Below are 20,242 nucleotides of genomic sequence, written 5' to 3'. Positions count from 1 at the left end.
CAGGCGCCGATTCTCCTAGAGTGTCGCCGGTGAAGCGCCTTCTCTCCCTGTTTCTCGTCACGTTGCTGCTCTCGACGGGTGCGCGCGCCCAGACGCCAGCTCCCGCCGATGATTCGTCTTCCTCGCCGCCCAGCTCCTCCGAGCCCGCTGCTCCCGCCGAGGCTCAGCCCGCGCCTCCGGCCGCCGCGCCCGCGCCTGCGCCCGCGCCTGGCGAGGAGGCTGCTGCTCCGGCCCCTGCCACCGCGAAGCCGGACAAGTCCTCGGCCATCCCCACCGTGGCGGTGCTCTCGCTCGAGTCCAACAAGGCGGCCCAGGAGTCCGCGCCCGCCATCGCCGCGCTCATCGCGAGCCGGCTGGCCGAGTCTCCCAGGCTCAAGGTCCTGACGCAGCGGGACATCGAGACCATGCTCAGCACCGAGCGCCAGCGGCAGTTGCTGGGTTCGGGGCCGTGCTCCTCGGGCACGTGTCTGGAGGAGCTGTCCAACGCGGTGGGCGCCCGCTACGTGGTCACCGGACGCCTGGACCAGTTCGGTGGCACCTACCTGCTCACCGTCAGCCTGCTGGACACCTTCACCGGGCGCGGCCTGGCCCGGCCCCGCGCCGAGGCCTCCAGCAGCGAGGACCTTCTGCGGATCACCGAGGCCGTCGGTGAGCAGCTGCTCGTCGAGCTGGCTCCCGAGGGGAAGACCGCCGCGGCCCGCCCGCTCCTGGGCAGCGCGCGGGAGACGCCGGGCAGTGGCCTGGTGCTGGGGCTGCGCATCAACAACAGCTTCATCTCCAACCTGGCGGCGCTGAACCCCGGTGGCGATCTGGAGGTGGGCTATGCCTTCCACCCGGAGTGGGTGGGCTTCCTCCAGATTGGCTTCTCCTTCGTTCGCAGCACGGAGGAGGGCCAGAAGGGGAGCCTCCGGGTGCTGCCGAGCGTGCTGGGCGCCCGGCACTACTACCGCCTGGAGCACTCCCTGCGGCCGTACTGGGGCCTGGGGCTCGGGGTGCAGCTGTCCTTCGGGCAGTTCGGCATCTTCCGCTCCACGGGCGCGCTGCCCACCGTCATGGGCTTCTTCGGCGCCGAGTACCTCATCGCGGGCCGGGTGGGCTTTCACCTCGAGGCTGGCACCAACCTGGCCCAGGCCACGCTCGGCCTGACGGACGGCGGGCTCGGAGATGGGATCAATCTCGATCTCACCGCCGGCGTCGCGTATCACTTCTGAAGTCCGGAGCCCCCTTCATGCCCTCGCGCCTGCGCGCCCTCTCGCTGCTTGCCCTGCTCGTCGCCGCTGCCTGTGACGACACGCCCAAGATCGATCCCAAGGATCGCGCCGAGGGGCTCTACATCAAGGGCACCACCGAGTACCTCCACGGGGACTTCGAGGCGGCGCTCGCCTCGTTCAGCGAGATGAAGCAGATCCTCCCGAACGATCCGCGCCTGCCCGCCGCCGTGGGCGAGGTCTACCTCTCCATGGGCAAGCTCAACGAGGCCCTCGCCGAGTTCCAGACGGCGCTGGTGCTCGAGCCCAAGCGCTCCACGACGTGGAGCCGCGTCGGCTTCATCCAGGCGCAGACGGGAAAGACGGAGGAGGCGCTGTCCTCCCTGCGCAAGGCCATCGGCCTTTACCCCAATGACTTCAACGCCCTGGAGCAGCTCGGGGAGATCCACCTGAAGCGCGGCGAGAAGGACGAGGCCCTCCGCCACTTCACGCTCGCGGCCCAGGCCAGTCCGGACAAGCTCAAGCCCGATTTCGTGATCCGCGCGGCGGAGATCCTCCAGCAGCAGGACCGGCACGCCGAGGCGCTCGAGCTGCTGCGGAAGTTCGCGGGGCAGGGCGTCCGGGCCCCCGAGGTGCTCACCGCCCTGGGTGACGAGCTGGTGCGCGCCGGGAAGATGGACGAGGCCGCGGCCTCCTACCGCGAGGCGGCGGGCAAGTCGCCCAAGGATCCGTCCCTCTGGGAGCTCGTCGGGCGGATCTACGCCAGCCAGGGGAAGCGGGCGGATGCGCTGGCCGCCTTCCAGGAGTCACTGAAGGTGAAGGACCGCGCCATCGTCCACGTGGCCATTGCCCAGCTTCACCTGGCCCAGCAGGACCGCAAGGCCGCCGAGGAGGAGCTGGGCAAGGCCTTCGAGAGTGTGTCGGGCTCGGACGTGCGCGAGCTGCTCGAGCTGTCGGAGCTGCTCGTCACCTTCGGGCGCAAGGCGGACGCGCTGAAGATCCTCAGCAACCTCGCCTCGGAGCCGGACAACGCCAGGAGCGCGGACCTCCAGCTCCGCACCGCGCGGCTGGCGCGAGAGCTGAAGGACGAGGCCACCGTCAAGGCCGCGTGCGGCCGGGTGGTGGGCAACGACGCGGGCGGCGTCTCCGCCTGCCCGTGAGCTGAGTCTCAGGCCCGTCCGCCGGGCAGCTTCCGGTACACGCCCACGACGATCCCCAGCAGCATCGTCGAGCGGAAGTCCGCCTTGCTCACGTAGATGGGCGACATGGTGGCGTTGGCCGGCTGGAACCGGATGCGCTCACCCTCCGGGTAGTACCGCTTCACCGTCGCCTCATCCTCGATGAGCGCCACGACGATGTCTCCCGGCTGCGCCGCCGGCGTCTTCCGCACGAACAGGTAGTCCCCGTCGTGGATGCCGTCCTCGATCATCGACTGCCCCTTCACCCGCAGCGCGAACACCTCGCGGCCCGCGCCTCCGATGAGGAAGCTGTCAATCTTGACCGAGTCCTCCATGTTCTCCTGGGCCAGCGCCGGCGCACCCGCCGCCACCTTGCCCAGGATGGGCACATCCACCAGCCCCGAGTCCTTCTTCGCCCCCAGCCCCAGCAGCATCCGCGCTCGCTTGGTCGGCACCAGCGAGCGGCTCTGCTGCTCGCCCCGGTTCAGGTACCCCTTGCGCTCCAGGGCCTTCAGGTGGTCGTTCACGCCGTTGGTCGAGCGGATGTCCATCTGCTCGCCAATCTCGCGGATCGTGGGCGGGAATCCCCGCGCCTCCGTCTCCTTCACGATGAAGGTCAGAATCTCGCGCTGGCGCTCCGTCAACTCTTCCATGCCACGCTCCCTCCCTCGGACAGGGGGAAGGCAAGCTTCCCCCTCAGGGCAACAGGCTTTCAGTATCCATGGTCCCTGAACAGGCGTGTAGAGTCAACGCTTTCGGGCAGGCAGGCGATCCGACCGTCCGGGTCTCCTCCCGTTATCCAAGGAACCGTGAGATAACTTGAGGTTCCGGGGTGATCTGAGCGTACAATTTCCACCGTCTTGTCCGAACTCCGACACACCCTGCTTCTCGTCGATGACGAAGCGGACGTTCTGGACATCCTCGTCCGGATGTTCCAGCGGCAGTACCGCGTCCTCACCGCCACCTCAGGTCAGGAGGCGCTGTCCATCCTGAGGACCCAGACGGTGGACGTCCTCATCACGGACCAGCGGATGCCGGAGATGACGGGCATCGAGCTCGTCACCGCCGCGCGCGCCGAGGGCATCGACATCACCGCCCTGCTGCTGACCGGCTACACGGACCCCGAAGACATCATCGCCGCCATCAACCAGGGGCAGGTGTACCGCTACATCACCAAGCCCTGGGATGTGAACGATCTGCTCATCACCGTGAAGAACGCGGTGGAGTACACGCAGCTGCGGCGCGACAAGGAGCGGCTGCTGCGCCAGCTCAACCAGCGCGTGGAGGCCCTCTTCGTCCTCTACGAGGTGAGCCGCGCCAGCGCCTCGGATCCGCCCAGCTACGAGGCCATCATCGACCGCGTGCTCAGCGCGGTGGCGCGCGTGCTGCCGTACGACTGCGGCGCCGCCCTGATCGCCCCGGATGACGCGCGCAGCGCCATCCTGCGCCTGCGGTGCATGGGCACGGTGGGCGAGAAGGCCCTGCTGGGCGTCAAGGAGTCCATGCTCGGCGCCTACCGCCGCAGCTCCGGCCAGCTGCTGCCCGAGGACCGGCTCACCACGCGCGTCACCGGCACCATCACCCAGGACGCCAGCGCGCCGGCCGTCTACCCCAGCCAGCTCACCGTGTCCCTGGTGGCCGGCGGCAAGCCCGTGGGCATGCTGTCCCTGTTCTCCCAGAGCGCCCAGGCGTTCAGCGAGGACGACGGCGTGCTGCTGGACACGCTGGCCAACCAGACGGCGGACGCCATCCAGTCCCTGCGCGCGGTGGAGGAAGAGGCCCGCCGCCGCATCGAGCGCATGGTCGAGTCCATGGCGGACGGCGTGCTGCTCACCGACGAGCAGGACGCCATCGTCGTCATCAACCCCGCGGCCCGGCGCCTGCTGCGGCTGGGCGAGGAGGTGGCCAGCCTCACCGGGCGGATGCTGGAGGAGCGCCTGGGCTTCGAGCCCTCCGAGCTCATCCGCGGCTGGGAGTACAGCGGCTCGCAGGTGCTCAAGGAGGAGGTGGAGCTGTTCGAGCGCCACATCCAGTGCACCGTCACGCCCGTCAACGACGCGCGCGGCACCGTGCGCGGCGTGTGCGTGGTGCTGCGCGACGTCACCGAGCAGAAGGTGCTCGAGGAGCGCAAGGACGAGTTCGTCTCCATGGTGAGCCACGAGCTGCGCACCCCGCTCACCTCCATCTCCGGCGCCCTGGATCTGGTGCTCAACGTCCTGGCCGGGCCCATCAACGAGAAGCAGCAGCGCTACCTGGCCATGGCCAGGGACTCCACCGAGAAGCTCAACTCGCTCGTGGACGATCTGCTGGACCTGGCGAAGTTCGCCAAGGGCCGGCTGCGGATGAACTTCGAGCTGACGTACCTGGACGAGCTGGTGCGCCGCACCGTGGAGAAGTACGGGCCAGCCTTCCAGGAGCGCAAGGTGAGGGTGTCCACCGCGCTGCCGCAGCACGGCTTGCGCGTGCTGGCCGACCCCAACCGCGTCAGCCAGGTGCTCAACAACCTGCTCACCAACGCCGTGAAGTTCACCCCCGAGGGCGGCGAGGTGACGCTGGAGCTGCGCGCCACCTCCGCGCTGCCGGGCTTCGTGGCGCTCACGTGCTGGAACAGCGGCGAGCCCATCGCCGAGGAGAACCTGGAGCGCATCTTCGACCGGTTCGAGCAGGCGCGCACCCCGTCCAACCGCACCGTGCGCGGCACCGGCCTGGGGCTGGCCATCTGCCGCCACATCATCGAGGCCCACGGCGGCCGCATCTGGTGCGAGCCGAGCTCCCAGGGCGTGCGCTTCGTCACCGTGCTGCCCACCGAGCCGCCCCAGGAGCTGCTCAAGCCCGAGGCCGCCGAGCTCTCCGCCGCCGCCGCCATGGCCCGCAAGCCCGAGACGCGCGGCCGGGTGCTCGTCATCGACGGCGAGCTGGAGCTGGCCTACGTCATCAAGGGCCTGCTGCTGGGCCGAGGCTATGACGTGCGCATCGCCGGCTCGGCGGAGGAGGGCATCAGCGCGGCCCGACGCCACCACCCGGACGCCATCCTCGTCGCGGTGCGCCTGCCGGACGTGGACGGCCTGCGCCTGGCGGAGATCCTCCGGCACGATCCGGACACCCGCCGCACGCCGCTGCTGCTCAACTCCTCCTTCGACGAGCGCCAGCGCGCGTTCCGCTCGGGCGCGGACGCCTTCCTGCTGCGCCCGCTCATGGTGGACAAGCTTTTGGCCACCGTGGACTCGCTGGTGCGCGGCCGCACCGGCCAGCAACACGGGCGCGTGCTGGTGGTGGACGACGATCCGAAGATTGGCGGCATCTGCAGCGAGGTGCTCGCCAGCCTCGGCTTCGAGGTCGCCGTGGTGGGCTCGCTGGACGAGGCCCGCCGCTCCCTGCGCGAGCGCCGGCCGGACGTCATCCTCCTGGACGTGGGCCTGCCCGACGGCGACGGCTTCGTCTTCATCGAGGAGATCAAGGCCGAGCGCGCCAGCGGCCACATCTCCGTCATCTTCCTGTCGGCCCGCGCCGAGACGGCCTCGAAGATCCGCGCGCTCAAGCTGGGCGGGGACGACTACATCACCAAGCCCTTCGACGCGCTGGAGCTGGGCGCCCGGGTGGAGAGCGTGCTGCGCCGCAAGGAGCAGGAGCTCAGCGCCTCGCCCACCACGCAGCTGCCGGGCTCCAACGCCATCGAGCGCGAGGTGCAGCGCCGGCTCATGGCGCGCCGGCCCTTCGCCTTCTGCTACCTGGACCTGGACAACCTCAAGGCCTACAACGACTACTACGGCTTCGCGAAGGCCGACGGCGTCGTGCGCCAGACGGGAGATCTGCTCCGGGAGATCTTCGCGCAGGAGGGCACGGCCGGGGACTTCCTGGGGCACGTGGCCGGGGACGACTTCGTCTTCATCACCGCGCCCGAGTCCGTGGACCGCATCTGTCAGCGGGCCATCGAGGCGTTCGATCGCATCATCCCGCTCTACTACGACAGGCAGGATCGCGAGCGGGGCCACATCGAAGCGGAGGACCGGTTCGGCGAGAAGCGGAAGTTCCCCATCATGAGCGTGTCCATCGTCGCGGTGATGAGCGACGGGGTGACGCACGACCATGCCGAGCTGGCACGGCGCGCGGCGGACATGAAGAAGCGGGCAAAGGCCATCCAGGGGTCCGTCTACCTGCGCAGTGATCGCGAGCGGGAGAGCCGGACCATCACCGGATGAGGCTCTACCAGCAGCTCATCCTCTTCATGCTGGCGGCCACCGTGCTGCCGCTGGCCATCGTCGGCTTCCTGCTCCTGTCGAGCGCCGAGGCCGAGCTGGCCGAGCGCATCGACGCCGAGCAGCGCACCCTGGCCTCCGCCATGGCCGAGAGCGTGGCCAGCACGCTCATGAAGACGGTGGACGCCATGGCCCTGACGGCCGAGTCCATCCCCTGGGAGAACCTGGACGAGAGCGAGGCTCGCGGCGCGCTGGCGCTCGTCTTCCGCCAGTCCACCGCCGTGAGCGCGGTGATGCAGCTGGATGCCTCCGGCCGCCCCATGGGCGAGCCCGTCTTCTATCCTCGAGAGGAGGCGGGACACCCCAGCTTCGATCCCGCCTCCGCGGAGATCCTCGCCCGGGCCGTGCCCGTCCAGCCGCTGCGGCGCGGCGAGAAGGGCGAGGCGGCGCTGGGGCAGGTCTACACCCACTCCCGCAGCGGCAGGGCCGCGGTCGCCGTGGCCATCAAGCTGGGCTCGGGCGAGGGCGCCTCCTTCGTGCTGGCCGAGATCGTCTTCAAGGATCTGGAGGAGCTGCTGGCCCGCAAGGCCCAGGACACCCGCGAGCGCATCGATCTGGTCGACCGCGGCGGGCGCATCCTGGCCAGCTCCGATCCGCAGCGGCGGCTCGGGATGCTGGAGGCTGCCCTCCAGGCACAGGTGGCCGCCGAGGCCAGCGAGGCGGTGCGCAGCTTCCGCGTGGGCGACCCGCCGCTCCGGGTGAGCGCCGCCAGGCTCCCGCAGAAGCTGGACTTCGACGTGGTGGTGGCGGTGGATGAGGCGACGGCGCTGGCGCCCGTGAGCGTCATGCGGCACACGGTGCTGGTGTCCATCGGCGCGTCCCTCGCGGTGCTGCTGGCCCTGGGCGCGCTCTTCACCCGCCGCATCACCTCGCGGCTGTCGCTCGTGGCCTCCGCCGTGGAGGCGTTCCGGCGCGGCGAGCTCGACCGGCGCGTGACGCTGGACGGGTATGACGAGATCAGCGCCCTGGCCTCCACCTTCAACCAGATGGGCGCCGAGCTGGAGCAGGCCCGCTCCCGGCTCATGCGCTGGAACGACGATCTGCGCGCCAAGGTGGACGAGGCCATGGCGGAGCTGAAGGCCGCCCAGGCCCAGCTGCTCGAGGCGCAGAAGCTGGCCGCCGTGGGGCAGCTCGGCGCCGGCGTGGCCCACGAGCTCAACAACCCCCTGGCCGGCATCCTCGGCTACGTCCAGCTCATGCTCATGAGCCGCGGCGAGACGGACGAGGACCTCGAGACGCTGCGGAAGATCGAGCAGAGCGCCAAGCGCTGCAAGGAGATCACCCAGAACCTGCTGCGCTTCTCCCAGCAGCGCGCCCGCGCGGATCTGCGCTCGGTGGACCTCAACGCCGTCGTCCGCGAGGCGCTCAGCCTCACCGAGCACCAGATGAAGACCGAGGGCATCACCCTCAAGCTGGAGCTGTCCTCACCCCCGGTGCGAGTGATGACCGACCCCGGCCACGCCTCGCAGGTGCTGCTGGCCCTGGTGTCCAACGCGCGCACCGCCATGCTCAAGACGTCCACCAAGGTGCTCACCCTCCGGACGGGTGAGCGCGAGGGCCGCGGCTTCCTCGAAGTCGAGGACACCGGCAAGGGCATCCTCCCCGAGCACCGCCACCGCGTCTTCGAGCCCTTCTTCACCACCAAGGACGTGTGGTCCAATGTGGGGCTCGGGCTCTCGGTGGCCTACCGCATCGTCAGCGAGGCGGGCGGGACGATCGAGCTGAAGAGCGAGGTAGGCAAGGGATCGTGCTTCACCGTCTTGATGGTGAAGGCGTGAGCCGGCGGTCGGTTGTGCGGTAGCCTTGATGGAACCGATGTCTGGAACGTCACCCTCTCGGCGCCAGGCGCCCTTCATCATCGGGCTGGTCCTGATCCTGGCGGCTCTGCCGCTGGGGTACTGGCTGTTCCTGCGCCCACCGCCGCCGCCGCCTCCCGCTCCGCCTCCGCCGGTGGTGGTCGCGCCTCCCGTCGAGGAGAAGCTCCCGGACAAGCCGGTGAAGATGGAGATCAGCGAGGTGTCCGGCACCGTCGAGGTGCGGCGCGAGGGCGGCAACTGGGAGTCGGCGAAGCCCGGCGAGTCCCTCCACCCGTCGGATGCGGTGCGCACGAAGGACGGTTCGTACGCCGTGCTCATCGGCGGCGAGTCCGTGGTGATCAACATGGACCCCGGCACCGAGGTGTCGGTGCAGGAGCTGTCGTCCGAGGTGTCCCGCATCCTGCTCGAGAGCGGTATGGCGACGACCACGGTCCGCCCGGGCAAGCTGCACATGATCGAGGTGAAGGCCGCCGGCAGTGACGCGGTGGCGCGCTCCACCGAGGGTACCTTCACCATGACCAACGACGGCGCGGGCACCGTGGCCGTCGGCACCCGCCAGGGCGAGGTGTCGTTCCTCGGCAATGGCAAGGTGGTCATCGTCCGCGCCGGGCAGCAGTCCGTGGTGCGCCCGGGCACCGCCGGCCCCTCCGAGCCGACGCAGATCCCCACCAGCCTGCTGCGCAAGGTGCAGTGGCCGGCCGGGCGCCAGAACAAGCGCGAGATCACCGTCCAGGGCGAGGCCGAGCCCGGCAGCCGCCTGGAGATCGCCGGCCAGGCCTTCTCTCCCAAGAAGGACGGCACCTTCACCCGCACCGTCTCCCTGAAAGAAGGGGAGAACGAGGTGAAGCTCAAGGTCTCCTCGGTCGGCGGCAACGCCGAGGAGGCGAGCCAGAAGTTCCACGTCGACACCAAGCCCCCGAAGCTGAAGATCACGCCACCCTGGGAGAACTCAGGGGGTCAGGGAACACCCGCTCAAGGTCCGGAGTAGGTTGGCTGCGATAAGGTTTCGGGGAAGCTGGAGAGCCTTGTAGAGTCAGAGACGATCTGAACCGGCTCGCTCCCATCCTGCTTCTGCTGCTCCCCCTGGCAGCGCTGGCGGATACGCTCGAGGTCCTAGGGCCTTCCGAAGCCGTGCCGCCGGAGAGCTTTTCCGTTGCGCTCGTGCGCCGCGGTGCTTCGGGTGCACCCGTGGCGCTCGAGGCTCCCACGCTTTCCGCCGAGGGCGCGGAGGTGCGTGCGGGCGCGCCCCAGCCTCCGCTGAGCACCTTCGTCATCGTCCCCCAGCCCGGTGCCCGGACGGTGGTGCTGAGGGCCCGGTCCGGCGAGCTGCAGGCCGAGGCCCGCTATGCCGTGGGGCCGCCGGCCGCCCGGGTGACGCTGGCGCTGGAGCCTCCCGAGCCCGTGAAGGGGCGGGACAAGGAGGCCGCACTCACCGTGCGGCTGCTGCGGCCGGATGGGACGCCGGATGACTCGGGGGCGCCGCCCGTGGTGCGCACCAACGTCGGCCGCGTGGCGGACCTGGCGCGCACCGGGCCGGGGACGTACCGCGCTCGCTACGTGCTGCCCACCACGAGCTACCCGGAGGTGGCCATCCTCGTGGCGCTCTCCGCGTGGCCGCATCCCCAGTCCATCTACGGCGCGTACGGGAAGATGCTCGTTCCGCTGGCGGCGGCGGTGGAGCTGCCGGGCGAGACGGAGCCGGACTCGCAGATCTCCATCACCATCGCCGGGCAGACGTACGGCCCCGTGCAGTCGGGCCGTGACGGCAGCTTCCGCCTGCCGGTCGTCGTGGCTCCTGGCTTCCCCTTCGGACAGACGAGGGTGGTGGACCAGGCGGGCAACGTCGAGCGCAAGCCCATCAACCTGGGGCTTCCGCCCACGGACGGCCTGGCGTGCGTGCTCAACCCGACCCGGCTCCCGGCCGGTGGGGGCTCCCGGGCGCGGCTGCTGTGCGCGGCGAGCGATCCGCTGGGGCGGCCCAAGCCGGACGCGCGCGTGACGGCGAAGGCTCGCTACGGCGCGCTGACGGGCCCCGTGCGCGCGGAGGGCGGGCTGCTCGAGTGGATCTACACGGCGCCCCAGGTGCTGCCCTCCGAGCCCGATCCGATCCTGGCGACCTGGCCCCAGGGCGGCGCGAGCTCGCGGGAGGAGCTGTCGCTGCAGCTCGTCCAGGGGCCCGTGGCGAAGGTCTCCGTGGCACTGGATGAGCCGCAGATCCACTCGGGCGCCACGGTGGGAGTGACCGTGACGGCGGAGGATGCCTTCGGCAAGCCGAGGCCCGGTGCCCAGGTCTCCGTGACGGGGGACTCTCCGCCGCGCGAGGAGCGCCCGGGCGTCTTCCGCACCACCTGGACGCTGCCCGCCGACAAGGACCCCTACAAGAACGGTCCCTCGGCCAGGGAGCCGTTCCACGAGCAGGTGCGGGTGACCGCCTCCGCGTTCGGTCCGTTGGGGACCGAGCCCGCGCGGATCTCCCTCTGGCTGAGGGAGCAGCAGCCCTATGTGGGCGTGTCGGATCTGGCGGGCCTGCCCGTTGCCAGGCAGCCCCTGAAGATCAACGGCAAGGCCGAAGTCACGGGCGCGGATGGAACGGTCGCCCTGAGCGGCTTCAGCGGCCTGCCGAGGCTCGAGGTGATTCACGGCAACTGGCCCGGGCTGAGCAAGGTCGTCCACGTGCTGGGTCCGAGCCTGCTCTACCCGCTGGATCCGCCGCTGGTGCCGGCTCCGGTGAGCGAGGAGCTCCAGATCCTTCCCTTCGTACCCGTGAACGTCCGGCTCCAGGTGGAGGGCGCTCGGGTGACGTACTGGGTCGAGGATCTCCAGGGGAAGGTGATTCCGGAGCGCCCGGTCCACGTGGCCCTCTCCTCGGGGCGCCAGGAGGCGGTGGAGACGCGTGATGGGCGCACCCGCTTCACGCTCGCGGGCGCGGGGCCCGGGAGCTCGAGCGTGTCCGTGACGGACGTGCGGACCGGGGTGACGGCGGTCGCCGAGGTGCGGCCTTGAGTCGGGTGGCTTGCATCCTCGCGGTCGTGCTCCTTCCGGGAGCGGTCCGGGCCCAGCAGGCCTTGGAGGACGCGCCCAGCCTGGCGGCGACCCTCGTCGGCCGGGTGTGCGAGGACCAGGACGGGGACGGGCGCTGCGGACCCCAGGAGCCGGGCATCCAGAACGTGAGGATCGTCTTCGCCACGGGGATCGAGGTGCGCACGGATGCGCAGGGGCGCTACCACCTCACGGGCATGGACTCGCGGACGCCGGACGCCACGGGGGGACTGCACCTGCGCCCGGGCCGCCACCGCCTGCGCGTGGATACCCGCACGCTGCCGTCTCGTGGCCAGGTGAGCCCTGAGGCCGTCACCGTGGAGGTGCCCTGGGGCGCCGTCGTGCTCCAGGACTTCGCGGTCCGCATCCCCGTGGGGCCCAGGCCGGAAGCGGCGCTCGCGCCCGCGCAGGTCCCTCCCCAGGCGGAGCTGCGCGGCGAGTGGGTCGCCTTCACCGTCACGGGACAGGCCAGGCCGGGAGATTCTGTCCAGGTGAAGGACGTCGAGACCCAGGTGACTGCCGAGGGGAGCTATCGGGCCACCGTGAGGCTGTGGCGCGGAACGCACCTCATCCCCGTCATCGTGACGTCCTCCAACGGGGTGGCGCGCTTCCTCCTCCAGCGGATCGACGCGATGCAGCGGCAGGGGAGCTGGCTGATTGCTCCTCGCGAGCCCGAGCTCGTGGGCGTGGTGCGCTTGCCGAGCGAGCGCGGGCAGTCGGTTCCCAGCGGCCCGTCCATGCTGCGGGTGGAGGCTCCGGAGCAGACGGAGGTGGAGCTGAGCGACCGGGTGGTGAAGGTGGGTCCCCAGGGCATGATCGATGTGCCCATCAGGCTCGAGTCGGGGCTCAACCGGGTGTCCGTGCGGCTGAAGCCCACGCCCGAGTCCAGCGGAGTGCAGCACGATCTGGAGATCCTCGCCGAGGATCGGCCCCTCATGGTGGGGTTGCTGGATCTGGAGGGCGTGCTCTCTCTCGAAGAGGGAGCCTTCCAGCTCCGCGGGCGGGGCGCGGCCCACGGCGAGACGAAGCTGGGGCGGTTCCGACTCGTCGGCGAGGTGGATCTGCGCGACACGGATCTGCGGACCTTGCGACATGAGAACGCGCTGTCCTGGTTCCGTCCCCGCCTGCCCGAGCGCTTCGAGCGGAACCTGGATCCGGAGCGCGCCATCGACGAGTGGGGGGACGACTCCATCACCCTGACACCCAACCCGGCGCAGGGACGCCTGCGTCTGGAGGCCCAGCACGAGCAGTACGGGCGCGTGGGCCTGGGGACGTACCGGGCCCGCCTGGGAGAGGGGGAGATCGGCCGCTACTTCCGGCCGCTCTTCGGCCCCTTCGCGGAGGTGTACACGCAGCGTCAGAGAACCCACTTCGGACAGTGGTGGCTCAACGACGCCCTCCCTTCCGGCACCGATGCGCAGTCCACTCCCGTCCGCGTGGGCGTGAACGCGTTCGCCGGTGGCCTCACCGATCCGGTTCGAGGCGTGTCCACGAGGTCCGCTCACGAGGAGCTGCGCGCCACCGGAGGCATGCTCTACTTCCTGGGCGCCTCCTCCATCGCGGAGGGCTCCGAGTCGTTGCGCATCGAGGTGCGAGACGCGCTCACGGGGCTGCCGATGGGCACGCAGCGCCTGGTGCGAGGGCAGGACTACGAGATCGACTACCTCGCGGGACGCATCCTCCTGGCCCGGCCCCTGTCCTTCGTGGCTGGGACCTTCCATGCCCACGAGCTGCCGGCGAAGCCGGAGCCCGATCTCCACGGAGACGCGCTGACCGGAGCGCCGGAGCCCGTCCTGATCGCCGACTACGCCGTGGTCGAGCTCGCGGGCGAGCAGGACGCGGTGGGGGGCGAGGCCTGGGCGGAGTGGTCACACACGCGGCTGGTGCTCTCCGGGGTGCGCGAGGGCCGGGGAGAGCTGCTCCCCTACCAGCTCATCACCGGACGGGCGCAAGGCAAGCTGCACAGGTTCTCCTGGGAGGCCGAGGTGGCGCGCAGCACCGGGGTGGCCATTGGCACGCAGCGCTTCGGCCTCTCCGATGACGGCGGGCTCTCGTTCCTGCGGCCCACCGTGGGCTCTGGCTCCGAGGGCAACGCGCTGGGCGTGCGCTTCCATGGCGAGCCCTTCAGGCATGGCTCGGTGGACGCGGCCTTCCGCTGGCGGGAGCAGGGCTTCTCCGACAGCGCGCACACGGAGGCCGCATTCTTCCGGCAGCTCTCCCTGAGCGCCTCGCAGGAGGTGGGAAGCGTCGGGCTCTCCCTGGTGGTGGATGATCGCCGCTCGGCGGATCCTCGCGATCCGTTCGCTCCGGACTCCATCGCCGCGCGCACGCTGGGGCTGGGGGCCTCGTATGGGGACACGGACTGGCGCGCTCGCCTGTCGCTGAGGGATGTCTGGCTGCGCGCCCCCGTGGTGGCGGGGGAGGGGCCCGCGCTCGGCGGCGGGAGGACTTCGGCGGAGCTCCAGGGCAGCTGGACCCTCGACCGATGGACCTTCCTGGCGGGGCACCGTCAGGCGCTCGTGCAGCGCGGTGATGGTCCGGGTCGGGTGAACGACTCGTTCAGCTCGGTGGGCGCGGACGTGCGACTGAGCAAGGACTCCACCGTGGGCCTCCGGGGCGGCTGGGGCCCTGAGCTGGGCCCCCGCGTCTGGGCGAACGTGGCCATGCGCCGCGGGCCGGAGACGTACTACGGCGGCTACTCGGTGGACGTGGACGGGCCGGACTTCGGCGCGGGCCGCGCGATGATGGGCGCTCGCATCGCCGTGGACGGCGTGACGACCGTCTTCACCGAGGAAGCCGTCGTGCACGACGCGAACGCGGTGCGCCTGGGGCGCGCGGTGGGCTTCCGGTGGGCCCCCTTCGATGGGGTGGAGGTGGGCGGGCGCTATGAGCGCGGTGTGCGCAACCCGCTGGAGCTGCTGTCCTCGCTGAAGCGCGACAGCGGCGGAGTGTTCGGTCAGCTCGTGCTGGAGCGCCTGCGGGTGAGCGCCCGGGCGGAGGTGCGGCGCGAGAGCGGGGTGCCGCTGCGCGGCGACCCGACGCCCGTGGACCGGCGGCAGGCGGTGGTGACGCTGGCCACCGAGGCCGTGCTGCGAAAGGACCTGAGCATCTCCGGGCGCGTGAACTTCGCGCACACCGTGAACGCCGAGCAGCTGGAGGAGCGGTTGCTCGAGGGCTCGACGAGTGTCGCCTGGCGGCCGGACCCGTTCCTCCTCGTGGCGCGCTACAGTGTGACGCGCGAGCTGCTGCCGGGGGAGCGGCGGGCGTTTGGCGATCGGGGCCGTCAGGTCCTCTCGCTGCTGCCCGCGGTCCGCCTGGGAGATCGGCTCGCGGTGGCGGCCGGGGTGCACATGGGACGCTCGGGCCTGGGCAGCGGGGGAACCTGGGTGTGGACGGGCTCGCTGCGGCCCTCGGTGAGGGTGGTCGGGGGTCTGGAAACAGCGGTGGAGGTCGCACGCCGGACGTCGGCCCGCGAGGGAGAGTCCCTCAGCTCGCTGCGGGGCGAGGTGGGGTATCGGGTGGACGAAGGGATGAGGTTCGCCGCAGGCTATACGCTCTTGGGTTTCAGCGGCCTGGGGCTGTCTGGAGAGACGACGGATGAGTCGAACCGGCTCTACCTACGCGCGGAGATGGCCTATTAGCCGGGCCCCAGGGCTGCGGCTGGCCGTCATGGCCGGCCTGCTGCTGGCCACGATGTCGGCGGCGCACGCGGAATGGCGCGTGAGGGGAGTGACCGGCGTTCCCAATGACGTGCGGGTCTGGGGGCCGGAGGTGTACTCCGTATCCACGAACGCGGGCGCTTTTCTGTTCCAGGCAGACCAGATCGTGGACCAATACCCGCCGCCCGTCAGCGCCACCTCCGCGGGGACCTTCCTCTCGAGCGCGAACTGCTTCATCTCCTACTGGAGCTCCAACAGCGTCAGAAGCCAGGGGTGCGGCGCCAACCACCTTCCCATCGTCGATGGTGTGCCCAGCGGTGTGAATCGTGTCCAGATCACGGGCTCCGGAGCCGCCTACGCCTTGGGGCGCGTCGGCAACGCACCGGGCGAGCCGAAGGTCTACTTCTCCGCGGGGAGCAACGGCTTCCAGAACAGGCCATGGAGCGAGAGCGGGGTCTCTCTCGAGGGCACACCCATGGCCCTGGGCGTGCTGCGCCAGGGTGGCTCCGAGCACGCCCTCGTCGTGATCGATTGGATGTCACAGCTGGACTTCCACTGGTTCGTCGACGGAGCCAAGAAGTCGACCTACGCCCTTCCGGACAGCCCGACTCCTCCCAACGCGGTGCAGGCGATCGATCTCTTCCCGGGCGAGGGGACCACTCCCATCGCCCTGTTCTCCCGAGCCGGCGGGCTCCATCGGGGGCCGCTGGTGAACGGCACCCAGCCTTCGTTCGTGAGCCTGCCGCTGCCGACACCCCCAGGCAACGTCACGGGCGTGGACGTGAACACGGGCGCGGGCAGCATCTACGGGGACGGCTTCGGGATGGTGACGGTCCAGCACGGCGGAGTGGCCTCGCTGCTGAGCGCCGTGCCGGCCGGGCAGCCCCAGGAGATCGGGCTCCAGTGGCGGATCAACCCGACGTTCCCCACCTCGGTGAACATCCCGCGCTACGTGAGCTGCCAGGGCGCGAGGTTCTGCGTCATCGCCCAGAACAAGGACTCCCCGGACAACCTCCTCATCTACTCCAACGTCTCTCCGCCCGAGCTCACCCTGGACACCGGGACGACGCTGCCCGAAGGCACGATGAACCGCCTGTTCACCATCCGCGCGTCGGATCCGGACGGGGACGCGGTCCGGGTGGTGGTCTCCGGCAGCCCCACGCCCGCGCTGAGCCTCACCCAGACCGAGGTGCCTGGCGGCGTGGACCTGCGGCTGACGGCCAACGCCGTCTGCGAGGACATCGAGGCTCCCGTCACCGTCGCGGCCTCCGATGGCTTCCAGGGTCATGATCAGATCGTCTCCGTGCCGTTCCTGGTGAAGCACACCCGCCGGATGGAGGCGCCGGTGGTCAGCCCCGCCAACACCGTCGCGCAGGCCGGGGGGCCAGCCGAGACCCTCCTGGCGACCTACCCGGTGGCGCCGTCCTGCACGCCCACCCGCTTCCAGTGGAGAGCGCTGACCACGGGCGCTCCGGAGCTCCAGCACAACGGGGGGAGCACCGCCGTCTTCCGTACGCCGGACTACCTCTGCGAGCGCGATGGCGCCAGCTACGTCTACCGCGTCGAGGCGGTCGATCAGGGCAACCTCGAGTCGATGCCCAGGGACTTCACCGTCCAGGTGCGGCCCTGGGGCAAGCCCCTGGCCCCCTTCCTGACGCCCAGGGTGGTGAACCTCAAGGCGGGTGACGCCACGCAGGGCAGCGCGGTGCTGACGCCGGACACTCCCGTTCATCCATGCGACCAGCCCGCGGTGGTGGGCTTCCCGGGCGTCGACACGGTGTGGGACATCGCGGACGGAGCGTCGCTTCCCCCCGGCGTCCAGCTGAAGACCCAGCAGGGCACGGTCGTCACGGGCACCAGGGCCGTCACCCCCGAGCTCCGCGTCGAGACCCAGGCGTGCGCCGCCGCCCAGCTGAAGCTCGCCGTGCGGCACTTCACGCGCGATGGCTCCGGCATCCCAGGAGAGTCCTCCGTGGTCGACGTGAACGTGGATCCGGCCTGGACTCCGCTCGAGAACGCGACGCTGCAGGTCTCCACCGACCTCGTCACTCCGGAGTTCGTCTCCGGGGTGACCACGGTGGGCAACGTCAACTGCATCGAGGAGCGCGGTGGCGTGATGGTGCGCATCACCCTGACGCACGAGGATGGCACCGTCATCCAGGGCAACTTCCCCCCGCAGGCGCCCTGGCAGCTGCCGATCGTCCCCGTGTGCGGAGGACAGCGCTACAGCCTGGCGGCCGAGCTGATCAGCGGCTCGCCGCTCCAGTCCGCGCCAGTGGCGGTCGTCCAGGGCGAGGTGATCGTTCCGCCCGTCGATGTGAGGCTGGCGCCGCTCGAGGCTCCTCGCGTGGTGGCCACCTGTGGCCAGGCGGCCAGCGGCACCCTGGTGCAGCGGCTGCCCCCGGCGCCGTGCCAGGACGTGGCCCTCTCCTGGACGCAGGTGGACGGGCCCGAGCTGCTCCAGCGCTCCTTCACCGGCCCGAGCATCGACATCACCACGAAGGACGCGGAGTTCGGGGAGCTCATCGGCCAGGAAGTGGTGATGCGCGTCACCGCGAGCACCGGCCAGCTTCAGACATCGGTGGACCATGGCGTCGCCATCACCGCGGAGCCCTTCGTCTCGGTGGAGCGCAGCATCGAGAACGCCGTGGGCACCGACACCGATCTCATCGGCGTGTCCGTCGAGCTGCTCAACCTGACGGCGTGCGGGGTGCGCGAGGTGGACCACATGGAGCACCTCCAGGGGGCGGACTACATCCCCGGCAGCGCGCGCTTCAACGACGCCCCCGTGGAGGCCTCGGTGGAGGGGGAGTGGCTCACGGCGAAGAGGCTCGTGCTGGAGGGCAACGCCGCGGGCCGGCTCACGTACCTGGTGCGCCCGCGGCTGCTCGGCTCGGCGAAGTTCGAGGGCCAGTCCTTCGTGCGAGGCGTCCCCGTCTCGCAGCCGCTGCAGGTGCCCGTGTCCGAGGGGTGTGGATGCCAGGGCGGCGGCTCGGGGTTCGCGGCGCTCGCGCTGGCGGGGCTGTCCGCCGTGCTGCGTCGTCGGCGCGCGCGCTGAGCCTCAGGCTCCGAGCCTGGCTCAGAGCCCGAAGGTGATGCGGCGCTTGTTGTTGGACTCCTCGCGCCGCTCCTGGAGGATGCCCATCAGCTCCAGGCCCCGCAGCGTGGCGAGCGTCTCGCGCTCCGAGAGGTCCGTGAGCGTGAGCAGATCGTCCACCGTCTTCGAGCCATCCGCGTACGCCAGCAGCAGCGCCTGGGGGCCCGCCAGCTTCAGCTCGTGCAGGCCGTAGGGCGGAGCGGCCGTGGGGGACAGCCGGCGCGTGCGCGGCATCTTCTGGCGCAGCGCCACCAGCGTCTCCAGCTTGAGCACGCCCTCCAGGATGAGATCGCCGGGGAAGATGGCCAGCTTCACCAGCCCCGCGCGCTGCAGCCGCATGGGGCTGAAGCCGTAGCCTCCGGACGTCCAGGAGAAGGTGGACCAGATGATCTCCTTCACCTGCTCCTCGACGAGCGCGCGGCGCTTCTCCGGGGTGAGCAGGCCCAGGCGGATCATCGCGTCACCGGTGCGGGCGCCTTCCTCCTTCGTGAGCGCCGCCACCGCCTGCAGATCGCTCTCCGTCAGCAGCCCCTTGCGGGCGCAGAAGCGGGCGAAGCGCTCGTTGGACAGGTTGGACGCGGCGTACACCGGCTGGCCAGCCTCGAAGTAGACCACCTTGAGGATCTGGCCCTGCTTGAGCTTGAGCTCCCCGTGGTGGCGCGCCTCGTAGTACGCGTTGAGGAGCCGGGGGATGGTGGCCTCCTTGATCTCCCCCTCCAGCGTCCACTCCGGCAGGGCGCGGCGCCGCTCGCGGGGCGGGGCAGGGGGCTCCTGCGAGGCCTCCTTCGTCCACACCTTCTCCCGCTCGCCGAAGGGCAGGAAGATCTCGGGCTCGGCCGGCCCCTGGGGGGCCTGACTCTCGCCCTCGGGCGGGGGCGTGGCGGCCGCCTCGGCCAGATCGGCCAGCCCCATGAGCGACTCGGAGGAGGCCACGACGGGCTCGGAGGCGAGCTCGGCCAGGTCCGCCGCCGAGAGCGCCGTGGCGACGGGGGTCGTCACCTCCTCGTCTTCCGGTAGCGGCTTCTTCTGCTCCTTCTTCTCCTCCTTCGCCTCCTCTTCGGGCACCTCGTCCGAGGGGAGCAGCTCCAGCAGCTCGAGCATGGCCTCCTCGTCCTCCTGGGCCTCGGGAGGCGGCGGGGGAGGGGGCGTGAGGCGGGGCAGCCCGCACTTCTGCTCGAGCGCGTCCAGGAGGGCGTCCAGTTCGAAGGGCTTGCCGAAGAAGTCCCGGGCCCCGTAGACGGTGGTCGCCTCCCGGGCGAGCTTGTCCCCCTTGTACACCCCGCTGATGGCGATGGCCGGTATGCCGTGGGGTACCAGGGCGGTGAGCAGCTCGGTGCCTCGCATGTCGGGCAGGAGCAGGTCCACCACGGCCGCGTCGAAGGCCCTGGGGCGCAGCAGTGCCAGCGCCTCCTCGCCCGAGTGTGCGGCCTGGGCGGTATGGCCACGGCTATGCGCCGCCGCGACCATCAGCGAGGCGAGTTCCAGGTTGTCTTCGACGATGAGCAGTCGCGCCATGGGGGCGAGCCACCATAGCATTCACGTCATGGACGTTCAGGGCTTCCACCACGTTGCCATCCAGGCGCGGGACGTGGAGCGGGTGACCGCTTTCTACCGCGACCTGCTTGGCTTTCCCGAGCTGACCCGACATCACCGCCCGGATGGCTCCCTGAGGAGCATCTGGGTAGGGGTTCCCGGAGGGGGCTTCCTGGCCGTCGAGGCGGCGGGGGGCGAGCCCGAGCAGGCCCCCTTCCGCCACGAGCGCCCGGGGCTGCTGCTGCTGGCCTTCCGCATCCCCAAGGCCTCCCGGGCGGCGGCGGTGGAGGTGTTCACCCGGGCGGGGATACCCCTGGAGAATGAGACGCGGTGGACCTTCTATGTCCGGGACCCGGAGGGCAACCGGGTGGCGCTCAGCCACCATCCGGAGGACTGACCCGGCGCATCAATGCGGGGGCCGCCTTGCGAAAGGCGATCCCGCTGGGTATCAAGCG

The 20,242-nt window shown here is 70.7% G+C and carries 11 protein-coding genes; 9 read left to right on the top strand and 2 right to left on the bottom strand.

Features of this window, described 5'->3' with window-relative positions; genetic code table 11:
- The first annotated feature begins 29 nt into the window (after window positions 1-29).
- Both KY572_RS12845 and KY572_RS12840 read left to right on the top strand, forming a co-directional pair.
- On the top strand, window positions 30-1,211 hold the full coding sequence (locus KY572_RS12845; RefSeq protein ID WP_224242870.1) for a hypothetical protein: 1,182 nt from the start codon (window positions 30-32) through the stop codon (window positions 1,209-1,211).
- 17 nt (window positions 1,212-1,228) lie between these two features.
- Window positions 1,229-2,368, top strand: coding sequence for a tetratricopeptide repeat protein (locus KY572_RS12840; protein WP_224242869.1), 1,140 nt, complete (start codon window positions 1,229-1,231; stop codon window positions 2,366-2,368).
- Window positions 2,369-2,376: 8 nt separating this feature from the next.
- Here the strand turns inward: KY572_RS12840 and lexA are convergent, their stop codons facing one another.
- Window positions 2,377-3,039 carry a transcriptional repressor LexA gene (lexA, locus tag KY572_RS12835; RefSeq protein ID WP_224242868.1) on the bottom strand — a complete coding sequence of 221 codons (663 nt, stop codon included), beginning with the start codon at window positions 3,037-3,039 and terminating at the stop codon, window positions 2,377-2,379.
- Window positions 3,040-3,246: 207 nt separating this feature from the next.
- On the opposite strand from lexA, the gene KY572_RS12830 reads away from it, so the two are divergent.
- The 6 genes from KY572_RS12830 to KY572_RS12805 all read left to right on the top strand — a co-directional run bounded on the left by KY572_RS12830 (window position 3,247) and on the right by KY572_RS12805 (window position 18,215).
- Window positions 3,247-6,585: a response regulator gene (locus tag KY572_RS12830; RefSeq protein WP_224242867.1), complete on the top strand. Its 3,339-nt coding sequence runs from the start codon at window positions 3,247-3,249 to the stop codon at window positions 6,583-6,585.
- The gene (locus tag KY572_RS12825; protein ID WP_224242866.1) at window positions 6,582-8,420 is read left to right on the top strand and encodes a sensor histidine kinase; all 1,839 of its coding nucleotides are present in this window, start codon (window positions 6,582-6,584) and stop codon (window positions 8,418-8,420) included. Before KY572_RS12830 ends, KY572_RS12825 begins: the two co-directional genes overlap by 4 nt.
- Before the next feature lie 37 nt (window positions 8,421-8,457).
- Entirely contained in the window at window positions 8,458-9,447 is a 990-nt protein-coding gene (locus KY572_RS12820; RefSeq protein ID WP_224242865.1) for a FecR family protein, read from the top strand.
- A 200-nt stretch (window positions 9,448-9,647) separates the two neighbouring features.
- The gene (locus KY572_RS12815; protein ID WP_224242864.1) at window positions 9,648-11,462 is read left to right on the top strand and encodes a hypothetical protein; all 1,815 of its coding nucleotides are present in this window, start codon (window positions 9,648-9,650) and stop codon (window positions 11,460-11,462) included.
- Between the two features lie 5 nt (window positions 11,463-11,467).
- Window positions 11,468-15,139 carry a flagellar motor protein gene (locus KY572_RS12810; RefSeq protein ID WP_224242907.1) on the top strand — a complete coding sequence of 1,224 codons (3,672 nt, stop codon included), beginning with the start codon at window positions 11,468-11,470 and terminating at the stop codon, window positions 15,137-15,139.
- A gap of 28 nt (window positions 15,140-15,167) precedes the next feature.
- A complete protein-coding gene (locus tag KY572_RS12805; protein ID WP_224242863.1) occupies window positions 15,168-18,215 on the top strand; it encodes an MYXO-CTERM sorting domain-containing protein in 3,048 nt (1,015 codons plus the stop codon).
- Window positions 18,216-18,236: 21 nt separating this feature from the next.
- Here the strand turns inward: KY572_RS12805 and KY572_RS12800 are convergent, their stop codons facing one another.
- Window positions 18,237-19,769, bottom strand: coding sequence for a response regulator (locus KY572_RS12800; RefSeq protein WP_224242862.1), 1,533 nt, complete (start codon window positions 19,767-19,769; stop codon window positions 18,237-18,239).
- A 28-nt stretch (window positions 19,770-19,797) separates the two neighbouring features.
- On the opposite strand from KY572_RS12800, the gene KY572_RS12795 reads away from it, so the two are divergent.
- Window positions 19,798-20,184, top strand: coding sequence for a VOC family protein (locus tag KY572_RS12795; protein ID WP_224242861.1), 387 nt, complete (start codon window positions 19,798-19,800; stop codon window positions 20,182-20,184).
- The last annotated feature ends 58 nt before the right edge of the window (window positions 20,185-20,242 follow it).

Source organism: Hyalangium gracile (genome assembly GCF_020103725.1).
In the GTDB taxonomy this organism is placed as follows: Bacteria; Myxococcota; Myxococcia; order Myxococcales; family Myxococcaceae; genus Hyalangium; species Hyalangium gracile.
Note: the sequence above shows the minus strand (reverse complement) of the source record. Positions and strands in the feature narration are given on the sequence as shown.